The organism is Collinsella aerofaciens (assembly GCF_028209395.1).
Taxonomy (GTDB): domain Bacteria; phylum Actinomycetota; class Coriobacteriia; order Coriobacteriales; family Coriobacteriaceae; genus Collinsella; species Collinsella aerofaciens_AZ.
The window spans coordinates 191396-211895 of sequence record NZ_JAQLDQ010000001.1 but is presented as its reverse complement, the minus strand read 5'-3'; the positions used below and the strand labels follow the sequence as shown (position 1 = coordinate 211895).

At 58.7% G+C, this 20500-nt stretch carries 16 protein-coding genes; 10 read left to right on the top strand and 6 right to left on the bottom strand.

The genetic code is table 11. The features are described 5' to 3' along the window. The first annotated feature begins 213 nt into the window (after positions 1–213). Together PMW67_RS00855 and PMW67_RS00850 are read left to right on the top strand one after the other, a co-directional pair. The gene (locus tag PMW67_RS00855; RefSeq protein WP_271738523.1) at positions 214–1218 is read left to right on the top strand and encodes a helix-turn-helix domain-containing protein; all 1005 of its coding nucleotides are present in this window, start codon (positions 214–216) and stop codon (positions 1216–1218) included. Between the two features lie 155 nt (positions 1219–1373). Then, positions 1374–5741: a hypothetical protein gene (locus PMW67_RS00850; protein WP_271738522.1), complete on the top strand. Its 4368-nt coding sequence runs from the start codon at positions 1374–1376 to the stop codon at positions 5739–5741. 175 nt (positions 5742–5916) lie between these two features. Here the strand turns inward: PMW67_RS00850 and PMW67_RS00845 are convergent, their stop codons facing one another. Then, positions 5917–6477, bottom strand: a complete 561-nt coding sequence (locus PMW67_RS00845; RefSeq protein ID WP_271738521.1) for a sugar O-acetyltransferase — start codon at positions 6475–6477, stop codon at positions 5917–5919. A gap of 234 nt (positions 6478–6711) precedes the next feature. On the opposite strand from PMW67_RS00845, the gene PMW67_RS00840 reads away from it, so the two are divergent. Together PMW67_RS00840 and PMW67_RS00835 are read left to right on the top strand one after the other, a co-directional pair. Continuing rightward, a complete protein-coding gene (locus PMW67_RS00840; protein WP_195404656.1) occupies positions 6712–8709 on the top strand; it encodes a DNA gyrase/topoisomerase IV subunit B in 1998 nt (665 codons plus the stop codon). A 45-nt stretch (positions 8710–8754) separates the two neighbouring features. Then, positions 8755–10995, top strand: coding sequence for a DNA gyrase subunit A (locus tag PMW67_RS00835; RefSeq protein WP_271738520.1), 2241 nt, complete (start codon positions 8755–8757; stop codon positions 10993–10995). A 98-nt stretch (positions 10996–11093) separates the two neighbouring features. On the opposite strand, the gene PMW67_RS00830 is transcribed toward PMW67_RS00835, so the two are convergent. The 3 genes from PMW67_RS00830 to PMW67_RS00820 form a co-directional block, all read right to left on the bottom strand. Next, complete coding sequence (locus tag PMW67_RS00830) at positions 11094–12383, bottom strand: ATP-binding protein (RefSeq protein WP_271738519.1); 1290 nt, start codon at positions 12381–12383, stop codon at positions 11094–11096. A 180-nt stretch (positions 12384–12563) separates the two neighbouring features. After that, positions 12564–13094, bottom strand: a complete 531-nt coding sequence (locus PMW67_RS00825; RefSeq protein WP_117648498.1) for a flavodoxin family protein — start codon at positions 13092–13094, stop codon at positions 12564–12566. Positions 13095–13292: 198 nt separating this feature from the next. Beyond that, on the bottom strand, positions 13293–13853 hold the full coding sequence (locus PMW67_RS00820; RefSeq protein WP_089572815.1) for a TetR/AcrR family transcriptional regulator: 561 nt from the start codon (positions 13851–13853) through the stop codon (positions 13293–13295). 143 nt (positions 13854–13996) lie between these two features. On the opposite strand from PMW67_RS00820, the gene PMW67_RS00815 reads away from it, so the two are divergent. The 3 genes from PMW67_RS00815 to PMW67_RS00805 are packed head-to-tail and all read left to right on the top strand — an operon-like array spanning position 13997 to position 16503. After that, the gene (locus tag PMW67_RS00815) at positions 13997–14962 is read left to right on the top strand and encodes an SIR2 family NAD-dependent protein deacylase (RefSeq protein ID WP_271738518.1); all 966 of its coding nucleotides are present in this window, start codon (positions 13997–13999) and stop codon (positions 14960–14962) included. A gap of 3 nt (positions 14963–14965) precedes the next feature. Next, the gene (locus tag PMW67_RS00810) at positions 14966–15664 is read left to right on the top strand and encodes an SIR2 family NAD-dependent protein deacylase (protein WP_055252414.1); all 699 of its coding nucleotides are present in this window, start codon (positions 14966–14968) and stop codon (positions 15662–15664) included. Continuing rightward, entirely contained in the window at positions 15652–16503 is an 852-nt protein-coding gene (locus PMW67_RS00805) for an SIR2 family NAD-dependent protein deacylase (protein ID WP_271738517.1), read from the top strand. The genes PMW67_RS00810 and PMW67_RS00805 overlap by 13 nt, the downstream gene beginning before the upstream one ends. Here PMW67_RS00805 and PMW67_RS00800 read toward each other — a convergent pair. Further along, a complete protein-coding gene (locus PMW67_RS00800) occupies positions 16500–17264 on the bottom strand; it encodes a carboxymuconolactone decarboxylase family protein (RefSeq protein ID WP_055251066.1) in 765 nt (254 codons plus the stop codon). The genes PMW67_RS00805 and PMW67_RS00800 overlap by 4 nt on opposite strands. Before the next feature lie 63 nt (positions 17265–17327). Then, the gene (locus tag PMW67_RS00795) at positions 17328–17867 is read right to left on the bottom strand and encodes a flavodoxin family protein (RefSeq protein ID WP_117563601.1); all 540 of its coding nucleotides are present in this window, start codon (positions 17865–17867) and stop codon (positions 17328–17330) included. A 105-nt stretch (positions 17868–17972) separates the two neighbouring features. Between PMW67_RS00795 and PMW67_RS00790 the strand changes: the two genes are divergently transcribed. The 3 genes from PMW67_RS00790 (at position 17973) to PMW67_RS00780 (ending at position 20417) form a co-directional block, all read left to right on the top strand. Next, positions 17973–18413 carry a MerR family transcriptional regulator gene (locus tag PMW67_RS00790; RefSeq protein ID WP_271738516.1) on the top strand — a complete coding sequence of 147 codons (441 nt, stop codon included), beginning with the start codon at positions 17973–17975 and terminating at the stop codon, positions 18411–18413. Positions 18414–19195: 782 nt separating this feature from the next. Next, entirely contained in the window at positions 19196–19825 is a 630-nt protein-coding gene (locus tag PMW67_RS00785) for a class I SAM-dependent methyltransferase (RefSeq protein ID WP_117563603.1), read from the top strand. Beyond that, positions 19812–20417, top strand: a complete 606-nt coding sequence (locus PMW67_RS00780; protein WP_055251058.1) for a class I SAM-dependent methyltransferase — start codon at positions 19812–19814, stop codon at positions 20415–20417. Before PMW67_RS00785 ends, PMW67_RS00780 begins: the two co-directional genes overlap by 14 nt. The last annotated feature ends 83 nt before the right edge of the window (positions 20418–20500 follow it).

The window sequence follows — 20500 nt, the reverse complement described above, 5'->3', positions numbered from 1 at the left end:
TCCGTTTCCCATCGCTGCGTCAGGGCTTTTTGCAGGGGTGGCAGTTTTTCTATATTCCAAGGTCAGCTAGGCTTCGACAGCCACCTTGGGAGCATCGCCAATAGACTCTTCCTTTATACGTTCGGCATAATCGTAGGCGATACCCACAAATTCCAGTCCCGAGCAACAGGAGTACAATTGCTGCTAGTGTTGCCAGCTGTTGGGAGATGGAAGATGGACTGCGATGGCTACCCATGCGTTCCCATGCCGTTGATGTGTACCGCCTTTGTGCCGGGGCAGATTGACGCTGCGGTTGCAGGCATTTCCGACCCCGATTCGCGCGCCATTGCCACGGCAGAAGCGCTGTACTTTCGCGGACAGGCCACCCTCGCCGCCGAGACAGCACGCCCCCATCTTGACGCCACCGACCCCGCACTGCGCTATTCCGCATGCTTTATCTGCGGATATGCCAGTCTGTCGCTCAACCGTATCGCCGATGCCCGCCGTTGCCTTGCGGGCATCCTCGATACGCCAACTGACGAGGAATCGTCTGCCGTCCACGCCACGCATATCCTGTTCGCCTCCGCCGCGAGCGTCCTGTTGCACTTGCCTTCCCCGTATTCTGCCGAAGAGTTTTATCCGCTTGCGGCACATCTGCCCGAAGGCCTGCGCCTGTTCGCCAGCTACGTGATGGCGCATGCCCTGTACCTGCGCGGCGAATATGGCCGCAGTCTGGGCATGGCAGAAAACGCCCTGATCATGAAACAGGGAAGTTATCCCATCTCGGAGCTGTTCCTGCACCTGTCGGCTTCCATGGCCTGCATGAGTCTCAAAGACGTCGACGCCGCAAAGGCACACTTCGGAGCCGCTTGGGACATTGCGCGTCCCGACGGCCTTATCGAGCTCATTGGCGAGCACCACGGCCTTTTGCAGGGGCTTATCGAGGCATGCTTAAAATCGCAATACCCCGACGATTTCGCTCGCATCATCGAGATCACGTACCGCTTCAGCTACGGCTGGCGGCGCATCCACAACCCCGATTCGGGCGAGGACGTGGCCGACGATCTAACGACCACGGAATTCACCATGGCCATGCTCGCCTGTCGTGGGTGGACCAACGCCGAAATCGCACGCCATATGGGAGTATCGCCGGGCACCGTCAAAAACCGCCTATCCGGCGTATACGCAAAGCTTGGCATCGGCACGCGCGCCGAGCTGGTCGCGCATATGTTGCGTTAGCGACCGGGCTGCCAAGCGCATCGAACGCGTTCCGGAACCCGGCGCTTCGCTCGATCAATTTGGACATTTTGACCCTTGAACGGCACTACCGCCACGAAGCGGCTTCTCGCAAAATTGGATTATTTCCATCGATACCTGCGGGATGGGAGCCAAAGATGCTTGATCGCCGTTCGTTACTTGTTGCCGGAGCGTCCTCGCTGGCGAGCATTGTGTTGCCGCGCGTGCCGGGAAGCGCAAACGCCTTCATATTGCCGTTTGCGCCCACCGAAGCCTATGCCGACGAAAAAGACCCCTTCAGGGTGCTCGTTCTCTCGCGCACCATGTTTGGTGTGGTCGTGGTCGACGTCGCCAACAAGAATGCGCCCATCGCAGGTGCCCAGGTCACGCTCACATCACGCTATGCCGCAGGCAAGCAGCTCACCGCCACGACCGACGACGAAGGCACGGCCATCTTTGAGGTCGCGCCGCTTTCGGAAGGCTACGTGGACGAGGCAACGCTCCTTGACGCGTACGACTTTAACGGCGGCATCTCCATTAGTGTGGCGGGCTACCGTGATGTCGAGATTCCCCTTGCGCGCATCCAGGGCGGCACCGCCATAACCGCGCCCACGCGTCCGCTTTCCGACGGCGAGCCGTACTTCCGCCAGCTCACATTCGACGAATGGGACATCCAGTACGCTGAAGCCACGTTTATGGCATTGCCGAAAGACGACACGGCAAACGAGCAGCCCGACACGCACGCCTTCGCTGTACAGGCTCATCTGCCGCAGGGTGGGCAGGCAACGCTGCGCATCAACAAAGTGACGTCTGCCGCGGGCAGCTCACCCGAAACCGTCACGCAGATCGGTCAGATCAAGGCCAGCGCATCGGGCGCGGATAATCTGGCGACGTTCACACTCGAAGACATGTTTCTCGACGCGGCATCGGGCCTTCTGGAAGAAGGGTGCAAACTGCGCTTTGTCCTCGACTATCAGGGCAAAACCTACACGCTTTCATCCCCTATGGCCGTTGTCACCGCGCCGGCCGCAAAGGCGGAATCGGGCTCGACCACCATCATTCCCACCACCATGGACCAAGAGATCACTCCGTTTGATTTCCCCGCGGCGTTTCCCGGCATCGGCGGCAATAAGTTCACGTGCTGGATACCCACATTTCCGATCCTCTTCGATTTCTCGTTTGCTGGATACGTGCTGTTTGGCGGAGGATACAAACCAGCCAGCTATATGAACGATTCAGGCAATCCTGATCCGGAATACTGGAAGAAATCGCCGCGCGAGTCGGGTGCCAAGCAGGCGAACCGCTACCTCGACGAGATGGAGGGGAAGTGGAATCAGTACAAGAGCATGAGTGCCGGTTCGGGCACCGACCCAAGAAACACCAAGCTCCTTCGCCACCATTGCACGCTGCTGTTCACGATGGATATCGCCACACAGCTGTACGGCTCGCTCGCCTACGATTGGGCGGGCAAAACCTGGGGTGACAACAACGACCCCGCATACGGCAATATTAAGGCCCTCTTCCAGGTAAGAACCGACCTCAACTGGACCGAACAGTTCACCTTGGGACCGGTGCCGTTTTTCCTAAACGTCAACCCCTGGGTGCTGGCAAAACTGGCGCTCGCCGTGGGCGCCCACACGCACGGTAGCGGCGCGGCGTTTTTTAAAAACATTTCGCTCGATTGGTCAAACACGTCGGGCTCGTTCACCATCCAGATCGGGCTTGCCGTTACCTTTGGAGCCGGCGTTGCGGGCGTCGCCTCGTCTGCCGTGCGCGGCGCCGCATCCCTCACGCTGTTCATTGGGTACGAGAAGGCAGATGGACACCCGCTTCCGCGACTGCGCGTAGGTGCAGACGTCGATGTCGATGTGATACTCCAGTTCGTTATGTTCAAGTGGACCACCAAGGCTTGGTCGGGATCGTGGCCCACACTCGCCGATTCGTGGAATATGTCGGTGAACAACGGCGACCAGTATGTACTCCAGCGCTCTGAGCTGGCCTTGGGTGGAGATACGCCTTATACGCTGAACGCCTGCTTCGGCTCGGGCGGCAACGCCGAGGCAGGTGGTGTGCCGCAGTTTATCGCGTCGGCCACCATCGTCACCAACGCCGAGCTGCTCGCACGCGCCGAGGTTAAGGCCACTGCCGTAAACGCCGCGCCTGTCGTGCGCGATTGGGATCAAGCGGTCACGCGCATTGAGCTCGAGGCGGATGCAGAAAGCGACGACACGGGACAGATCGAGCATTTCGTCCATGCACTGATAGAGAACGACGAAAACGCCGCGTCGATGTATGCGTACACCCATATCGGGCAGGCGAAGGACGCCGCTGCGGACCCCAACGCCAATTCTGCCGGCGTGTCGGAAGACGAGCGTGGCGGTATCAAGCCCTCGAACGACAACGTGCTGTTTACTGGCGTGCTCAGCGAAGCTCACATGAAGCTGGCAATGATTGCCGGCGTAGAATGCCTGTTCCGTATCGCCTCGGTGCGCTACGGCGACAATGGCCGCTCGCGCCTGGTGGTGCACACAAAGGCAAACGGCACGTGGTCCGCTCCCGCGCCCGTGGACTTTCCCCTTGGGTTTGGCGAGGGCGACGTGGAGCGCGACGGCATATACGATTACGACTTCGACGTGGTGGAATATGCGGACGGAAGAGGAAACCGGGACGCCTACGTGTTGCTGGTCTCGGGCGAGCGATGCGACGGCGATAGTACCCTTTTCGATACGGCAAGCACATCCGGCATACTGTCCGTCGTGCGCCTGCGCATAAGCAACGACGGAGTTCGCGTGGTGTCGCATACGTCATGGCGCAGCATCTCGCGCGGCCGCTTGCAAGAGGATGGCTACCATTGCCTGCAGTGCCCGCGTATCACGGTGGGCAAGACGCTGGTCGACGGGCGCCTGTCGGGTGCCTACCTCCACCGCCGCGGAACCACCGCAGAAAAGGCGCTCGGCAGCGAGGCTGAGGTTGCGCTGGAGTGCTTCACCCTGTGGTCGGATGATTTGGGCGACAGCCTGACGTTCCGCCAAGTTCTCCGCTTTCCGCAGGCACCGTCGAGTATCGAGCTGGGCGAGCCCGAGAATATCAACGGTAAAATGGTGGTGCCCGTTGCGTACGAGACCGCAGACGGTTGCGGCTGCGCATCGTACGCCGTGATTGGCCAGTCCATTGCGGGCTGGGGCGTTATGCCGCCGGACGCCACGGTACCCCATGCGGTGCCGTGGCCACAACATTCGGGCTTTTTGGCAACCGTCAACGAGCAACTGCAGCATATTACTTGGAGGCGAGGCGCATCGACATTTGCAACGCAGCCTGTGGGTGCCGCAGGCTGTGGCCCGGCATCGTTTAGCGTAAGCAACAACGGCAGATGCGTGCTCTATGTAGAGAACACCGATGGCAAGGTGGGACAAACCTACGACGAAGAAGGCAACCCGGTAGCAGTGATGGGCAAGCACTTCCGCATCTTCGCCAGCACCTTGGCAGGCGATCTGTTCACGGAGCCGTTCGTGATGTGCGAGCTGGACCATCCCGTCGATCAGATAACGACATTTTTGACGTCGGGAGGCATGCTCTCCGCGCTCGCCACGCACATTGTGAGTGCCGAGCAGAGCAAGGCGGAGCTGCACGGCATCGAAGTGCCCTTGGTGGCGTGTGCCACTCCGACGGGCGCGGTCGCTACCTCGGGCGCGGTGGTACCCGGAGCAGCAGGCGAATCCTTCATGGTCACGGTGCGAAACGACGGCAACACCTTGCTGACCGCCGGCACGATCGATCTGTACCGAGAGGGCTCCAGTCAGCCGTTCTCCAGCGCATCCATCGGATTCGGAGTGAACGCACGCATGGCTTCGATCTACGATCCAGAGCTTGCCGAGGACGCTTCGGCCAACGACATGGCACACGTGAAGTACGCACTCGAGACGCTGGGCACACGTTTTGCAACGCACCCGCTGGTAGCCGACAACGGCAACGCCGTGCTGGCACCGGGTTGCACGGCACAGTTCCGCATGAGCTTCGCCATCCCCGAGAGTTGGAGCGACGAAGTGGGCAAACGCGTAACGCTGTATGCGAAGGCGCGTAATCTGGTGGCGCTCGATCCCGTAACGCTCGAGGAAATTCGACCGGGCGCAAACTCGGCGCTGGGTGCCGTACTGCACGAGCTTCATGTGCCCGACGCGGCATGCGAACGCTCGGAAGTTCAGGTCGGTGTATGCGACAGCGTGGATACGACAGGACTTCACGACGCCCCGATGACGGTCGACGGCGATGGTGGCTCGAGTGGCGGCGGTACTGACGAGGGCGGCGGCTCCGGCGGAAGCAGCTCCGGCAGTGGCAAGGACCACGACAATAACAAGCGCTCCGGAAAAGCGGGCGCACTTGCGGGCACGGGCGATGTCAACGCTCCCCTTACGGCAGCCGCTGCAGCACTCGCCGCGGCAGGCGCCGGCCTCGTCGCCTACAGCGCCCGCCGCACGGCGCTCGAAACCGACACCGCCAATGAGGTCAATTCGGATAGGCCTCGCTAGCTCCTACTTACTTTTGTGAGAGGCGCCGACTCGGCTAATCGAACATCAAAATGGGCTGGTTCTGGATACCCAGAGCCGGCCCATTACACATTAGATGTGGCCAGCGGAATCGAGCTCGGCTTTCTCGCCCCGCATTCCACCGAGGACAGTGGGGCACTATCGTTTAAGGGCTTCCTTATTGCTCGATGGTCTTCTTGACAACTGCGGGGACGCCTGCCGCCACCACATTATCCGGAAGGTCTTCCGTCACGACGCTGCCCGCGGCAATAATGCAACCGCTGCCGATGGTAACTCCCTGCAGCACTGACACGTTCGCGCCAAACCAGCAGTTATCGCCGACAACGATGGGCAGAGCCTTCTCGAGACCCAAGTTGCGGTCCTTTGCCTTTAGGGGGTGCGAAGCGGTGTAGAAGCCGCAAAACGGCCCGATAAACACGTTGCCACCAAAGGTGATAGAGCCGCCGTCCATAAAGTAGCAGCCATGGTTTACAAAACAGCCCTCACCAAAGGTCGTCTTGCTCCCGTAGTCAAAGTAGGCAGGCGAAAGGACCGTCAGCCCCCCGGGAGGATCGGTATCGAGCAAGGACTTCAAAGCATCGAGCTGTGCGTCGCTTCCAGGTTTTGCCATATTAAAGTCATAGCAGAGCGCCTCCGCCTTCGCGCGTTGCGCCAGGAGCTCCTCGTCAAAGTTGGCATCATGCCACTCACCGCGCTCCATCTTCTCTTTCTCGGTCATTGCGCCCCCTCAAACAACATGCAGTCTTGATGCGGCAATTCTACCAGCCGATAAGCCACCGTTTTAACACGAGCACCACACCGCGCAGGGAATGACCGCAGAAGCCAAAGGTGCCCGACTCCGAACGATTGTTCGATGGATTTCGTGTTGGGTGGAATCGCCCAAGGGCTGGGCTATGCTACCTTGACTATCTATATGACTTAAACGCAGCAAAGGAGTATCGAGAGAGCGAGCATGGCAAAAAACACCGCAAACTATGGTAACGACAGTATTCGTCAGCTCAAGGACGAGGAGCGCGTACGCCTGCGCCCCGCCGTCATCTTTGGCTCGGACGGGCTCGACGGTTGCGCGCATGCCGCCTTCGAGATCCTGTCCAACGCCGTTGACGAGGCGCGCCAGGGCTACGGCAAACTCATCACCCTTACCGCCTTTCGCGATGGCTCCATTCAGGTAGAGGACAACGGCCGCGGCTGCCCGCTCGACTGGAACCCTTCTGAGAAGCGCTTTAACTGGGAGCTCGTCTTCTGCGAGCTCTACGCCGGCGGCAAGTATAACAACAACCAGGGCGGCGACTACGACTTCTCGCTCGGCACCAACGGCCTGGGCTCCTGCGCGACCCAGTACGCTTCCGAGTACATGGACGTCACTGTCTGGCGTGACGGTAACAAGTACTCCTTACACTTTAAGAAGGGCAAGGTCGTCGGCGCCAAGAAGAAGGCGCTCGAGATTGAGCCCAGCGACGAGGACCGCACCGGCACCACCATCAAGTGGCGCCCCGATCTTGAGGTCTTTACCTCCATCAGCATCCCCCACGATTGGTATCGCGAGACCATGCGCCGCCAGGCCGTGGTCAATGCCAACGTGACCTTCCGCCTATGCATTGAGGGCGACGATGGCGAATTTACCGAAGAGGATTTTTGCTATCCCAAGGGCATCGAGGACTACGTGCTCGAGAAGGTCGGTGCCGACTACCTCACCGAGCCCTTCTTTATCGAGGCCGACCGCCGCGGTCGCGACCGCGAGGACCTGCCCGACTACAACGTCAAGATTACCGCGTGCATGTGCTTCTCGCGCACCTTCATGATGCAGGAGTACTACCACAACTCATCATGGCTCGAGAACGGCGGTTCGCCCGAAAAGGCCGCCCGTAGTGCTCTGACCAGCGCCATCGATGCCTACATCAAGCAACAGGGCAAGTACAACAAAAACGAGAGCGGCATTAAGTGGCAGGACGTCCAGGACTGTCTGGTGCTGGTGACCAACTGCTTCTCCACCCAGACGTCCTACGAAAACCAGACTAAGAAGGCCATCAATAACCGCTTTATCCAGCAGGCGATGACGGCATTCTTTAAGGAGCGCCTCTCGACCTATCTGATCGAGAACAAAGACGCCGCCAACAAGATCATGGAGCAGGTGCTCATCAACAAGCGCTCGCGCGAGAACGCCGAGAAGACGCGCCAGAGCATCAAGACCAATCTGCAACAGAAGACCGACATGGCCAACCGCGTGCAAAAGTTCATCGATTGCCGCTCCAAGGACAAGAGCCGCCGCGAGATCTACATCGTAGAGGGCGACTCGGCAGCAGGCGCCATTCGCACGTCGCGCGATGCCGAGTTCCAGGGTGTCATGCCCGTCCGCGGCAAGATCCTCAACTGCCTAAAGGAAGATTATCCGCGCATCTTTAAGTCCGACATCATCATGGACCTCATGCGCGTGCTGGGCTGCGGCGTAGAGATCAAGGACAAGCGCATCAAGAACCTCGGTGCCTTCGACCTGGACAACCTCAACTGGAACAAGGTCATCATCTGTACGGACGCCGACGTCGACGGTTATCACATCCGCACGCTTGTGCTCACCATGCTCTATCGCCTGGTGCCCACGCTTATCGACGAGGGCTACGTCTATATCGCCGAGTCGCCGCTCTACGAGATTAACTGCAAAGAGAAGACCTACTTTGCCTACACCGAGCTCGAGAAGAACGGGATCCTCAAGGAGATTGGCGACCAGAAGTGCTCCATCAACCGCTCCAAGGGTCTTGGTGAGAACGATCCGGACATGATGTGGCTCACCACCATGAACCCCGAGACGCGCCGCCTGATCAAGGTAGAACCCGAGGACGTCACCAAGATGGAGACCATGTTCAACCTGTTGCTGGGCAACGACGAGACGGGCCGCAAGCGTCACATCTCCGAGCACGGCAAGGAATACCTGGACCAGCTGGACCTGCAGTAGCAGCAAATCGATAACGACGGCCCATAAGAAGTTCAAGAGGAAATCGTGGCAAAGAAGAAGACGAAGAACCAGCCCAAGAAAAAGCAGGTCAACGCCGAGAACGTCATCGGCCTGCACTCCGAGGTCACCGATCAGCCGATCACGCAGACGCTCGAGGTCAACTACATGCCCTACGCCATGAGCGTCAACGTCTCGCGTGCGTTCCCCGAGATTGACGGCTTTAAGCCCTCGCACCGCAAGCTGCTCTACACCATGTACAAGATGGGTCTGCTCAAGGGCGAGCGCCAGAAGAGCGCCAACATCGTGGGCCAGACCATGAAGCTCAACCCGCACGGCGACGCCGCGATCTACGAGACGATGGTGCGCCTGGCCACCGGCAACGAGGCGTTGCTCGCCCCCTTCGTGGAGTCGAAGGGCAACTTTGGCAAGTACTATTCGGGCGACCTGAGCTACGCCGCCTCGCGCTATACCGAGGCAAAGCTCTCCCCCATTAGCGCCGAGATCTTCAAGGACATCGACAAGGACCCGGTCGACTTCGTCGACAGCTACGACGGCGCCATGAAGGAGCCACGCCTGCTGCCCACCACGTTCCCCAACATCCTCGTCTCGGCCAACAAGGGCATCGGCGTCGCCATGGCTTCTGACATCTGCGGTTTCAACCTCAACGAGGTCTGCACTGCCACGATGCACTACCTCAAGGATCCCGACTGCGACCTGCTCGAGTACATGCCCATGCCCGACTTCTCGACCGGCGGCGAAATTATCTACCGCCGCGAGGAGATGGAAAAGATAATCGAGACCGGCCTTGGCAGCTTCCAGATCCGCTCCCGCTGGCGCTGGATTCCCGAAGAGCGCATCATCGAGGTCTACGAGATCCCCTACACCACCAAAACCGATGTCATCATCGAGCGCATCGTCAAGCTCTCCAAGGAGGGCAAGGTCAAAGAGATCGCCGACATCCGTGACGAGACCGACCTTTCGGGCCTGCGTATCGCCATCGATCTTAAGCGCGGCGTCGACCCCGACAAGCTCATGGCCAAGCTCTATCGCTCGACCACGCTGCAGGATTCGTTCTCGTGCAACTTCAATGTGCTGGTCGATGGTTACCCTCGCGTTATGGGTGTGCGCCAGATCCTGCACGAGTGGGTCAAGTGGCGTATTGAGTCCACGCGTCGCCGCATTAACTTTGACCTGGGCAAAAAGTCCGAGCGTCTGCACCTGCTGCACGGCCTCGAGGCAATTCTGCTCGACATCGACAAGGCGATCGCCATCATCCGCGGCACCAAGCTCGAGGCCGAGGTCGTGCCCAACCTTATGAAGGGTTTCGACATCGACGAGACCCAGGCCGAGTTTGTTGCCGAGCTCAAGCTCCGCAACATCAACGAGGAGTACATCCTCAACCGCACAAAGGACATTGCCAAGCTTGAGGGCGAGATTGCCGAGCTTGAGGAGATCCTCTCCAGCGAGGAGAACATCAAGAAAGTCATCAGCGACGAGCTGGCAGCGGTCAACAAGAAGTACGTGATGCCGCGCCGCACGGGCAGGATCGAGCCCCATGAGGTTATCGAGGTGAGCCTGGAGCCCGAGGTCGAGGAGTACCCGGTCACCATCATGCTCTCGCGCGATGGCTATCTTAAGAAGATGACGGACCGCGTGCTCAAGAAGGCGACCACGCTCAAGTACAAGGACGGCGACAAACCCTTTATCGAGTTCCCGTCCTCCAACACCCACGAGCTGCTGGTCTTTACCAATAAGAGCCAGGTGTACAAGTGCAAGGTTGCGGCGTTTGAGGACACCAAGTCGGCCCAGCTGGGCTCGTACCTGCCGACCGATCTTGAGATGGAACCCGACGAGAGCGTCATCTGGGTCATCGACCCCGAGGATTACAAGGCCGATGTGCTGTTCGTCTTTGAGAACGGCCGCGTGGTGCGCGTCGCACTTTCCGGATACGTCACCAAGACCAACCGCAAGCGCCTCAAGAACGCCATCTACGGCGGCAGCAAGCTGCTGTATGCGCAGGTGCTCAAGGAAGACCGCGACCTCGCGCTGGTCTCGAGCGACTACCGCCTGATGAACTTCAACACGTCGCTGCTCAAGACCAAGACGACCACCAACACGCAGGGCGTCCAGGCTTTCACGGCCAAGAAAGGCCGCTCGGTCACCACCGTCGGCACGACCGAGGAGATTCTTGGCGCCGGTGTCTCGGCCGAGAAGTTCACCGCACAGAGCCTCCCCTCTGCCGGTGCGCTCATGAAGGAAAACGACATGCCGAGCTTGTTTGACTAAAACAACGGCGACCAAACCGTCATGGTTTAACTAAGCAGCGGGGCCCGGAGCGCAGCAACATCGCACTCCGGGCCCCATGCATTACAGCAGCATCATCCCTATAGACAAAATGCCGCATAAAGTGGAACAGACATCAGCCCATCATTCATTCCGAAGGGCTTAGTCGATAGCCTGATTCGGCGCACGCCCGGATGGGTCTTTTTAAGTGAGGACAGGCTTCGAGATCTTGTGTTCTCTCCCGCCTTGACTTCAATCGCAGACAAGCATCCCTGCTTTTCTACTACAAAGTCGATTTCCGCGCGATTATCTCGCGTCCAATAATGCAGCGGATAGCCCATGGCTGAAAGCTGTTGGGCAACGTAGTTTTCGGTAAGTGCACCCATGAATGTGCCGCCGATACCGGCAAGAATATCGGCGCGTTGAGCACCGGCCTTGGAGACGAGCAGCCCTGTATCCGCCTGATAGATTTTAAAAGCAGAAGGGTTAACGAAGGCCTCTAAAGGGCTTTCGATCTGCCCGACTAGGCTGCAGCGCGCCACCGTACCCGACAATACAAGCCAGTCGAGAGCATCTCCAAAGAGAGACGCATTGCCCCCCGCTCGCACTACCTTGTATTGAAATTTACGATTCTCTTTGGCAAGCTGCTGTGGAATGGAATCGAAGCACGCACGCGTCTTTGCGCTCAAGCGCTCATCAGCATATTTATTAGTGTCGGCGGAGTATCCGTCGAGAATAATCCGATGCTTTTCGGCCACATCAATGATTGACTGATCATCGATGTACGTTTGGACCGCCTCGGGCATTCCGCCAACAACAAGATACTGCCGATAGAGCCCAAGCGCCTTTTCATGAAGGCTTGGCGCAAGAGGACTCATTAACTCGAATGACGAGCGTATCTCGCCGACCAGCTGATCGTGTCCCATCGCCCAGAGAAACTCCTCGAAATCGAGTGGAGTCATCTCAATCAAGTCGGTCTTTCCGACGGGGAACGAATACGACTGATGGTTAATGGCAACCCCAAGAAGCGACCCAGCAGCCGCAACGTAATACTCGGGAGCATCTTCGCAAAAGTATTTAAGGGAAGTAAGCGCTTCCTCGCATGCCTGGATCTCGTCAATGAACAGTAAGGTTTTGCCAGGCACGATACGCTGTCCCGTACGAGCCTCGATCGCGCGTACGATCGAATGAGGGTCAAGACCGCCCGAAAAATCCGCTCGCGCCGACCGGTCGTTCTCAAGATTAACGTAGACAACCGATTCGAAAAGATCCTGGGCGTACGTTCTGAGCAAATAGGTCTTGCCACACTGGCGCACGCCTTTGACCAGCAAAGGTTTTCTATCAGCTCTGTCTCGCCATTCCCTAAGTAGCTCGTCTGCCTTGCGACGCATACGCTACCTTCCCTCATTAACTTCTGTTTGACAATATTTTAACGCGGATTAATTTGTTTTCAGTTATTTTTCTGCGTTTAAAAAATGTTCTATACGGCGCTTGAGGGAATACACCCCTATCTCTTGGTAAGGATAGCAAGCATTTCCACCAACGCTGATTGCCATGCGTTCTTCTTGTCCTTAGGCGAGCTTGCGAGCGAGCTCTCGCACCTTTTCCAGCTTGGGCGACGATACCATGCTGTCGCGCTCGGTCATACCGCTGATGGTGACAATGCCCTGGTCCTCCCACTTGCAGTACGCACAGGTTGACTTGTACATAGCGATCGCCGCATCATAGACGCCCTCGCTGTGGCTATCGAGCAAAAGGGCCGTCTTGGTGAACGGGAATCCCGTGGCACCGAAGGCGTACAGGCGGTCGATGGCGGTCTTTTCCTGCGCAGTGATATCAAACCAGTAGATAGGCGAAGCGAAGACAACCATGTCGGTGTCTTTCAGCGACTCAATCACGTTGGCCATGTCATCCTTCTGCACGCAGACGCCCTCATGGGCGAAGCAGTACTGGCATCCCAAGCAGCCGGCGATCTTCTTGCTGGCAACGCGGATGACCTCGACCGTATGGCCGCCCTCACGCGCGGTCTCGGCAAACGCCTCGACCATGGTATCGGTATTAGCGCCCTTACGCGGGCTGCCGCTCAATACAACGATATTCATAGGATTCCCTCTCCCTCATGCTGCAGGCGCGCAGCATGCTTTCTTGTAACCAAAACGAATGGTGTTAATCAATCGCCAGCAGGCCATATCTCTTGTTCAAGTTCCCTAAAGAAGCTCAAGACGATTGCGATTGCCTTATACAACGTCGAAAATCAAAGAGGGCCCATAGCAACGCCACCTACCTGAAATGACATGCGGTCAAGACGAGCTACGAGGATCGTGACGAGCCGATACCGCCCGCATGCCCCCTTCGGAATAGGCGCTGAGCAGCTCCTGAGCGTGAGCAAACTCGGGCCCTCGCCTCCAACCGAGCAGGCGGTTGACCGCGAGATTTCCCTGGACGTTGTGGACGAAGAGCAGATAGGCGTCCTCGCGCGAAAGCCCAGTCTCCTCCATGATCGAGGGAACCATCTGCTCGGCGCCGCGCTCGACGACGCGCTGTGCCACCCGGGCGTACGCGTCGTCATCCGAGTAGAGCAGATAATAGTCATCGTTTGCCGGCGGACGCTGGCAGAGGGCACCCGCCTCCGTTCCCTCGAGCGGCGGCACCGCCGCCAAGGCCTCGTCGATAAGCGCGTCGAGCAGGGCGAACTTGTCCTCGTAGTGCAGATAGAACGTGCCACGGTTGATATCGGCGCGGCGGCAAATATCCGCTACCGTCATCTTCGCGAAGCCGACCTCGGCCAGCAGCGCGAAGAACGCCTCCCGTATGACCGAGAGTGTATAGCGTCGGCGACGATCGATCTTCCCCGCTTCCATTACCCCTCCAATTGCAACGCTCGACAATGCCCGGCAAACGCTCGTTTATCGACAGCAGGCCGAAGCTGTTCATTGCTCTTAAGCAAATCGACATGGATACTTTTTATAGACACCTGTTTATAATAGCTGAAAGAAGGTATCCAGTGACCCTGTACGAGCAGCTCGTTATCGAGCTCACCAACCGATCGTTTTCCCTTCATGCCGCCTACCGCAGCGGCAGCACGCCCTATGAGCTGAGTGACCGCGAGCCCGAGCCCTACGACCAGCAAATCGAGGACTTCGCCCGTATGATCGAAGAAGCCGATTGCGTGCTGGTGGGCGGGGCCTCCGGGCTCTCCGCGGCGGGCGGCGGCGACTTCTACTACGAGGACAACGCGACCTATCGCAAGCATTTCGGCAAATTCGCCGAGCGCTACGGTTTCAAGGGCGCTTTCGAGGGGTCGTTCTACCGCTGGCCCACCGCCGAGGCGCGCTGGGGATACCTCGCCACCTTCCTCGACACCACGCTCAACGCCCCGCTGCGCAAGCCCTACAGGGACCTCGACGCCATTCTCGCCGAGAAGGATTTCTTCGTGCTCACCACCAACCAGGACACGCAGTTTGTGAAGCTCTATCCCTGGGAGAAAGTGGCAGAGATCCAAGGCGACCACCGCTTCTTTCAGTGCTCCCGCTGTTGCACCGACGCGGTGTGGGATGCGGTCGAGCCGGTCTCCAACATGGTAGAGGCCATGGGAGACGGCCTTGAGGTTCCGACAGAGCTCGTGCCGCGCTGCCCGCACTGCGGGGCAGAGGCGTTCCCCTGGGTTCGCGGCTACGGCAACTTCCTGCAGGGCGAACTCTACGAGGAGCAGTACCGCAAGGTGTCCGAATGGCTCGACGCGCACGCACGGCAGAGGATCCTCTTCCTCGAGCTGGGTGTGGGCCGCATGACGCCCGCGCTTATCCAGGAGCCGTTCTGGGCCCTCACGGCGCAGTTACCGCAGGCCAGCTACATCGCCGTAAACAACAAGACGCAGTTTCTCCCCCGCGCGATCGAGGATCGGGGGCTCGCCGTTCGCGCCGACATCGCCGACGTGCTTGCCGACGTGCGCAAGACGCTGGGGAGGTAGCGCATGGAGACGGCGAAAGCAGTTCGCATAGGCAGGGCGCTAGCCGAAGCGGATCTTGTCATCATCGGCGCTAGCAACGGACTCGACATGGCGGAGGGGCTCAACCTTTTCTGCGCCGATGCTCATTTCCAAGAGGCGTACGGGGACCTCGCCCAGGCAGACGGCATCGGCTGCATACTGCAGGGGCTCGCTTCCCCGGATGCCAGCGTGCGACGCCGATGGGCCGAGCGGTTCCATCAAAAGGAGTATCTCGAATATGAGCCCGGCTCGCTCATGAACGGGCTGCGGCGTCTTACGGAGCACGCCGACACCTTCGTGGTCACATGCAACATCGACGGGCACTTCGCGCGCGCCGGGTTCGACGAGAACCGCGTGCTCGAGACGGAGGGGGGCATACGCACGTCGATCGACGAGCGGCGTCTCGCCCATCCAGACGCCCTCGCCACGGCCCAGCTCGAGGAGCTCGAGCGCCTTGTGCAAGCCCATCGCAACGGCAGGGTCGCCATCCTCGAACTTGGCGTGGGACTGCGCAACGGCATCATAAAGCACATGCTCGCCCAGATCGCGAACGTCTGCGAGCACGCCACCTACATCGTGTTCAACTACAGCCAGGCTATGGCGCCCGATGCATCGTGCGAGACGATTCTCGTTGACGGCGATATGGCCCCGGCTTTCGAGGAGATTGCCCAATGCCGTCTCTAGAGAGGGAAGCGTATAGGCTTCGAAGCCTTATCGACGATGCCGACGCCATCATCGTCGGCATCGGCTCGGGCATGTCAAGCGCCGCCGGGTTCAACCATTACAACCGCGCAGGCATGGCGCGCGCCGGAATGACGGACTGGCAGCAAGCCTTTGGCTTCAAGAGCCTTTTCGACGGCTTCTACCACCTCTACCCCAGCCTCGAGCAGCGATGGGCATACTATGCGCGATACATCGACTTCATGCTGCGCGAGCTGGCCTCGCAGCCCTATCTCGACCTACGGTCCCTCATCGGCCATAAGGACTACTTCATCCTGAGCACCAATGTGGACACCCAGGCCGAGAAGACGTTTCCCGACGAGAGAACCTGTAACTATCAGGGAAGCTTCGCGCACCTTCAGTGCAAGCAGCCATGCTGTGACGAGCTCTTCGACGCGAGCCCCTACGTCGAGCGCATGCTCGCGGGCATGGCGGGGTTCGAGGTCCTCAGCGAGGATGTCCCCCGATGCCCGCACTGCGGCTGGCAGCTTGTGCCGTGGGTGCGCGACGACACGTTTCTGCAGGGTGCGGCCTGGCGCGAGAGCCTCGGACGATACGAGCGCTTCGTGCGCGAGCGCAGCGATCGCCGCGTGCTGTTGCTGGAGCTCGGCGTGGGCGAGATGACCCCCGGCATCATCACGCTCCCGTTCTGGAGCATGACCGCGAAGCTGCCGGATGCGCACCTGTTGAGCGTCAACATCTCGAACGGCTCGGCTCCGCTGCAGCTCGGAAGCAAGGCAGAGGCGATTCAGGCAGATTTGGGCGCGCTGCTCTCGGCGGCGCGGACGGGCGACGGTGCTTAAGCCTCCTTGTTGGTCGCTTTAAGGTATGCATCGTCGCCCACGGGCTCCAGCCACTCGTTGGAGGTCTCCTCGCCCGGAACCTCCAACGCGAGATGCGAGAACCAGCTGTCGGGCGCGGCGCCGTGCCAGTGCTTCACCCCCGGGGCGATGTTGACCACGTCGCCGGGGCGCAGCTCCTGTGCCGGCTTTCCCCACTCCTGGTAAAACCCTCGACCAGCCACGCAGACGAGGATCTGCCCACCGCCGCTTTTGGCGTGATGGACGTGCCAGTTGTTGCGGCAGCCGGGCTCGAACGTCACGTTGTGGACACCGACCTGCTCGGTGGAAAGGGGCGCGAGGTAGCTTTGCCCGATAAAGTACTTCGCGAAGGCGTCGTTGGGGGCACCGATGGGGAAAACCATCTCGTTTTGGTGCTGAGCCCTTGCGTCGGCGGCATCGTCGGCCGCCCAGACCTCCTTCGCCATGCGGAAGGCAGCCCACGCCTTGGGCCAACCCGCATAAAACGCCGCGTGCGTAAGGATTTCCGCTATCTCCGTCCTGGTCACTCCATTGTTCTTTGCGGACATCAGGTGATATTTGAACGAAGAGTCCGTCAGCCCCTGCGACATCAGGGCAACCACCGTCACCACGCTGCGGTCGCGCAGGGAGAGCTCACTCTCTCGGCTCCACACCTCGCCGAACAGCACGTCGTCGTTGAGCTGTGCGAATTTGGGAGCGAACTCCCCCAGGGCGTCTCTGCCTGCCGTCTGTTTAACTGCCATGATCGATTTCCTCCTGTCGATAGTTTTGGCACAAATCTGTTTCCGCGCGGCCAAACAGCCCGGCTAGATTCCCATGCCCATTCGCCGCGCCTGCTCCAGAGCGGGATGCCCGGCGATTTCGCCCACGCCGTTCACGCCGCCGGCGAAAACCGTTCCAGCGAGCGTGCAGCGGGAGAAACAGTCAACCCATCCCTGCATCGCCTTTTTCGCCCCGTCGAAGGTCGAGCGCCCGTTCTCCGCCGCCGTCGCCAACAGATATGCCTCGGTGAATGCATAATCGGAGCCAAAAAGCGGGTTAGCGCGGTCCAGCATGGTTTTGAGCTGGCCGCAGACGCTGTAGTAGTAGACGGGCGTTGCAAACACCAGCACATCCGCATCGTGCATTTTGGCGGCAATTTCCACGGCATCGTCTTGGATGACGCAACGCCCCAACTTTAAGCAGGCAAGGCAGCCCCTGCAGAAGCCCATTTGCTTCTCGCGCAGACGCACGGTCTCAACGCTGTGACCTGCCTCCCGCGCGCCGTTGGCGAAAGCCTCCGCCAGCGTCTCGGAATTGCCATTCTTTCGTGGACTTGAAGAAACTATCAAAACCGTTTTGCCCATTACGGAATACCCCTTGCGCTCCCGATTTACATTGACGAGAATGAAGGTAATACCTAAACCTGACTTTAGGTCAAGGAATGAATTCGACATTGTTTCGGAGGAGCCATGTACACAATCGGACAGGTGGCGGAAATGTTCGGTTTGCCCGCTTCAACGCTGCGATATTACGACAAGCAGGGATTGTTCCCGGGGCTGGAGCGGGCATCCGGCATTCGCCGATTCAGCGATACGGAACTCGAAGCGCTTCGGGTCATCGAATGCCTAAAGAAGGCTGGAATGGAGATCAAGGACATCCGGCTGTTCATGGAATGGTGCGCAGAGGGTCCCTCAACATACCCCAAACGCAAGGCCATGTTCGAGGAGCGCAAGGCCCACATGGAGTCGGAGATCGTGAACATGAACCGCGCGCTCGACATGCTGAAGTTCAAATGCTGGTACTACGAGCAGGCAATCCAAGATGGCAACGAGGATAGAGTGAAGGCGCTGATTCCCGGTAATTTGCCAGAAGAAATCAAAGATACCTACGATAACGCCCACACTCAATAATGCCGCCCGATGCTCAAGGGGCTTTGGCAAGGAGTCGTTTTAGGCAGATATGCAAAAAGATAGCCTCCGAACCAGAGGGTCCGGAGGCTTTTATTCCCGTTATTTCGCTGGTGGCTTTACTCTATGGCGGCGCCGAAACAGCATCAGGCGGTACTCGACGGTATCAAAACGCGAGTTCAAAAGCCAGTTCCCGCTATTCCCGCTCAGTGACTAATCCAGGCCGAGTGTTGTCGATGCGTGTCGCGTCGTACCGCCTAAGGGCCAATTCGTGCGCAATTTGGGCGAATCAGGCCCTTAATTCGCGATTTTGTGAATGACTCAATTGATTCGCAAAACCGCAGGTCGCCTTTTTAATCACTCCCTAGTTTCCGCCGGGGTTCGTAGCGGGTGGCGTGAAAAGGGGTGATTCAAAGGGTCGGAGAGATGTCTATAGCGCAATCTTCTGGTATTGGCGCAGTGAGGGACTTCTCACCTCCATCAGTCCAAATCGTCAAGCTCCGAAAGACGTCGAGCTAGAGAAAAGGACCTATTTCCCGTCATGGATTGGGTTTACCTGCATGACTAGAGCCCTGGTGTAATTGGCTGGATCACCGTTCCGGGAACCGGTATCGACCTACCTGTCCGCCAAGCTCCTTCTTCAGCTCCAGCTTAGTATCTGACTCACACCGTTATAAGCAAAACCGAAGAGATGCGTCTTGGCCAAGAAATAAGGTTAGCCTTATCTTACTGCATGATTCGTGTGTTATAGTTAGATTGCTCTAACTGTTTGGGGGGCGATAGCCATGCACGAACGCAAGGGCTTCTGGGACAAGAATGCCGGTCGGTACGACCGTTTCATGCGAAAGGACCGGGCGGCGTATGAGAAGATGTATGAGCTGATCAGGCCGGTGGTGAAAGCAAAAACCGTACTGGAGGTTGCCACCGGCACGGGGCTTATCGCAAAGAGCATCGTGGATGCGGCGGTGCACATCGAGGCTACGGACGCTTCTGCACAGATGATCCTTGAAGCAAAGCGGGACAATCAATCCGCAAAGCTGCACTTTTCCGTACAAGATATGTTCCGCCTGCCCTATGCACAGAAGTCCTTCGAAGTGGTGATCGCGTCCAACGCGCTTCACATAGTGCCGCATCCGGAAAAGGCACTGCAAGAAATCAGGCGGGTACTGAAGGACGACGGCGTGCTCATCGCGCCAACCTTCACCCACGCGGGGAACTCGGTTTCCGGCAAGGCAAAAGCCTTTTTCATGAGTATGGCGGGATTCCCCCTCCACAGCAGGTGGACAAGCGAGGAATACCTGCGTTTCCTGCGTCAAAACGGCTGGGCGGTGCAGAAAAGCGCGGTGCTGAAGGCCTCGTTCCCATTGACCTATGCGGAATGCACGAAATCGGAGGGGCCAGATGTCGTTCTTTGAAAACACCCGCAAGCCCGTGGGCCTCGGCGGAAAACTTATGGTTGCCATGATGAATCTGGGCCACAGCCCTGTGGCGCGGTGGGGACTTCGATTTCTACGACTTGCGCCAAATGCCAAGGTGCTGGATTGCGGCTGCGGCGGCGGGGCGAACATAAAACGGCTGCTGAAAAAATGCCCGCATGGCGTCGTCAAGGGCGTCGACTATTCGCCCGTCAGCGTGGAGAAGACTAGAAAGCTCAACCGAATTGCAATTCAGGAGGGGCGTTGCGCCGTTCTGCAAGGCAGTGTGGCGGATATGGTGTTTGAGGATAGCTACTTCGATGCCGCCACGGCCTTTGAGACCGTCTATTTTTGGCCTGATTTGCCCCGATGCTTCCGTGAGGTCTGGCGGACGCTGAAGCCAGGCGGGACAATTCTTATCTGCAACGAGAGCAATGGCGATACGGACAAGGACGAGAGGTGGACGCAGATCATCGGCGGCATGACCATCTACAAGGACATTGAATTAAAGGCATGTCTGGAGCAGGCGGGTTTTCACGAGGTGCAGATACACAAAAAGAAAAAGTGGCTCTGCGTCACGGCGCGGAAGTAGGGGTATCAAGCACGGGCATTTTTGCATCCATCCTGCACATGGCGATAGGCATGACGGTCATAGCGGCTATGCTGGCGGCAATT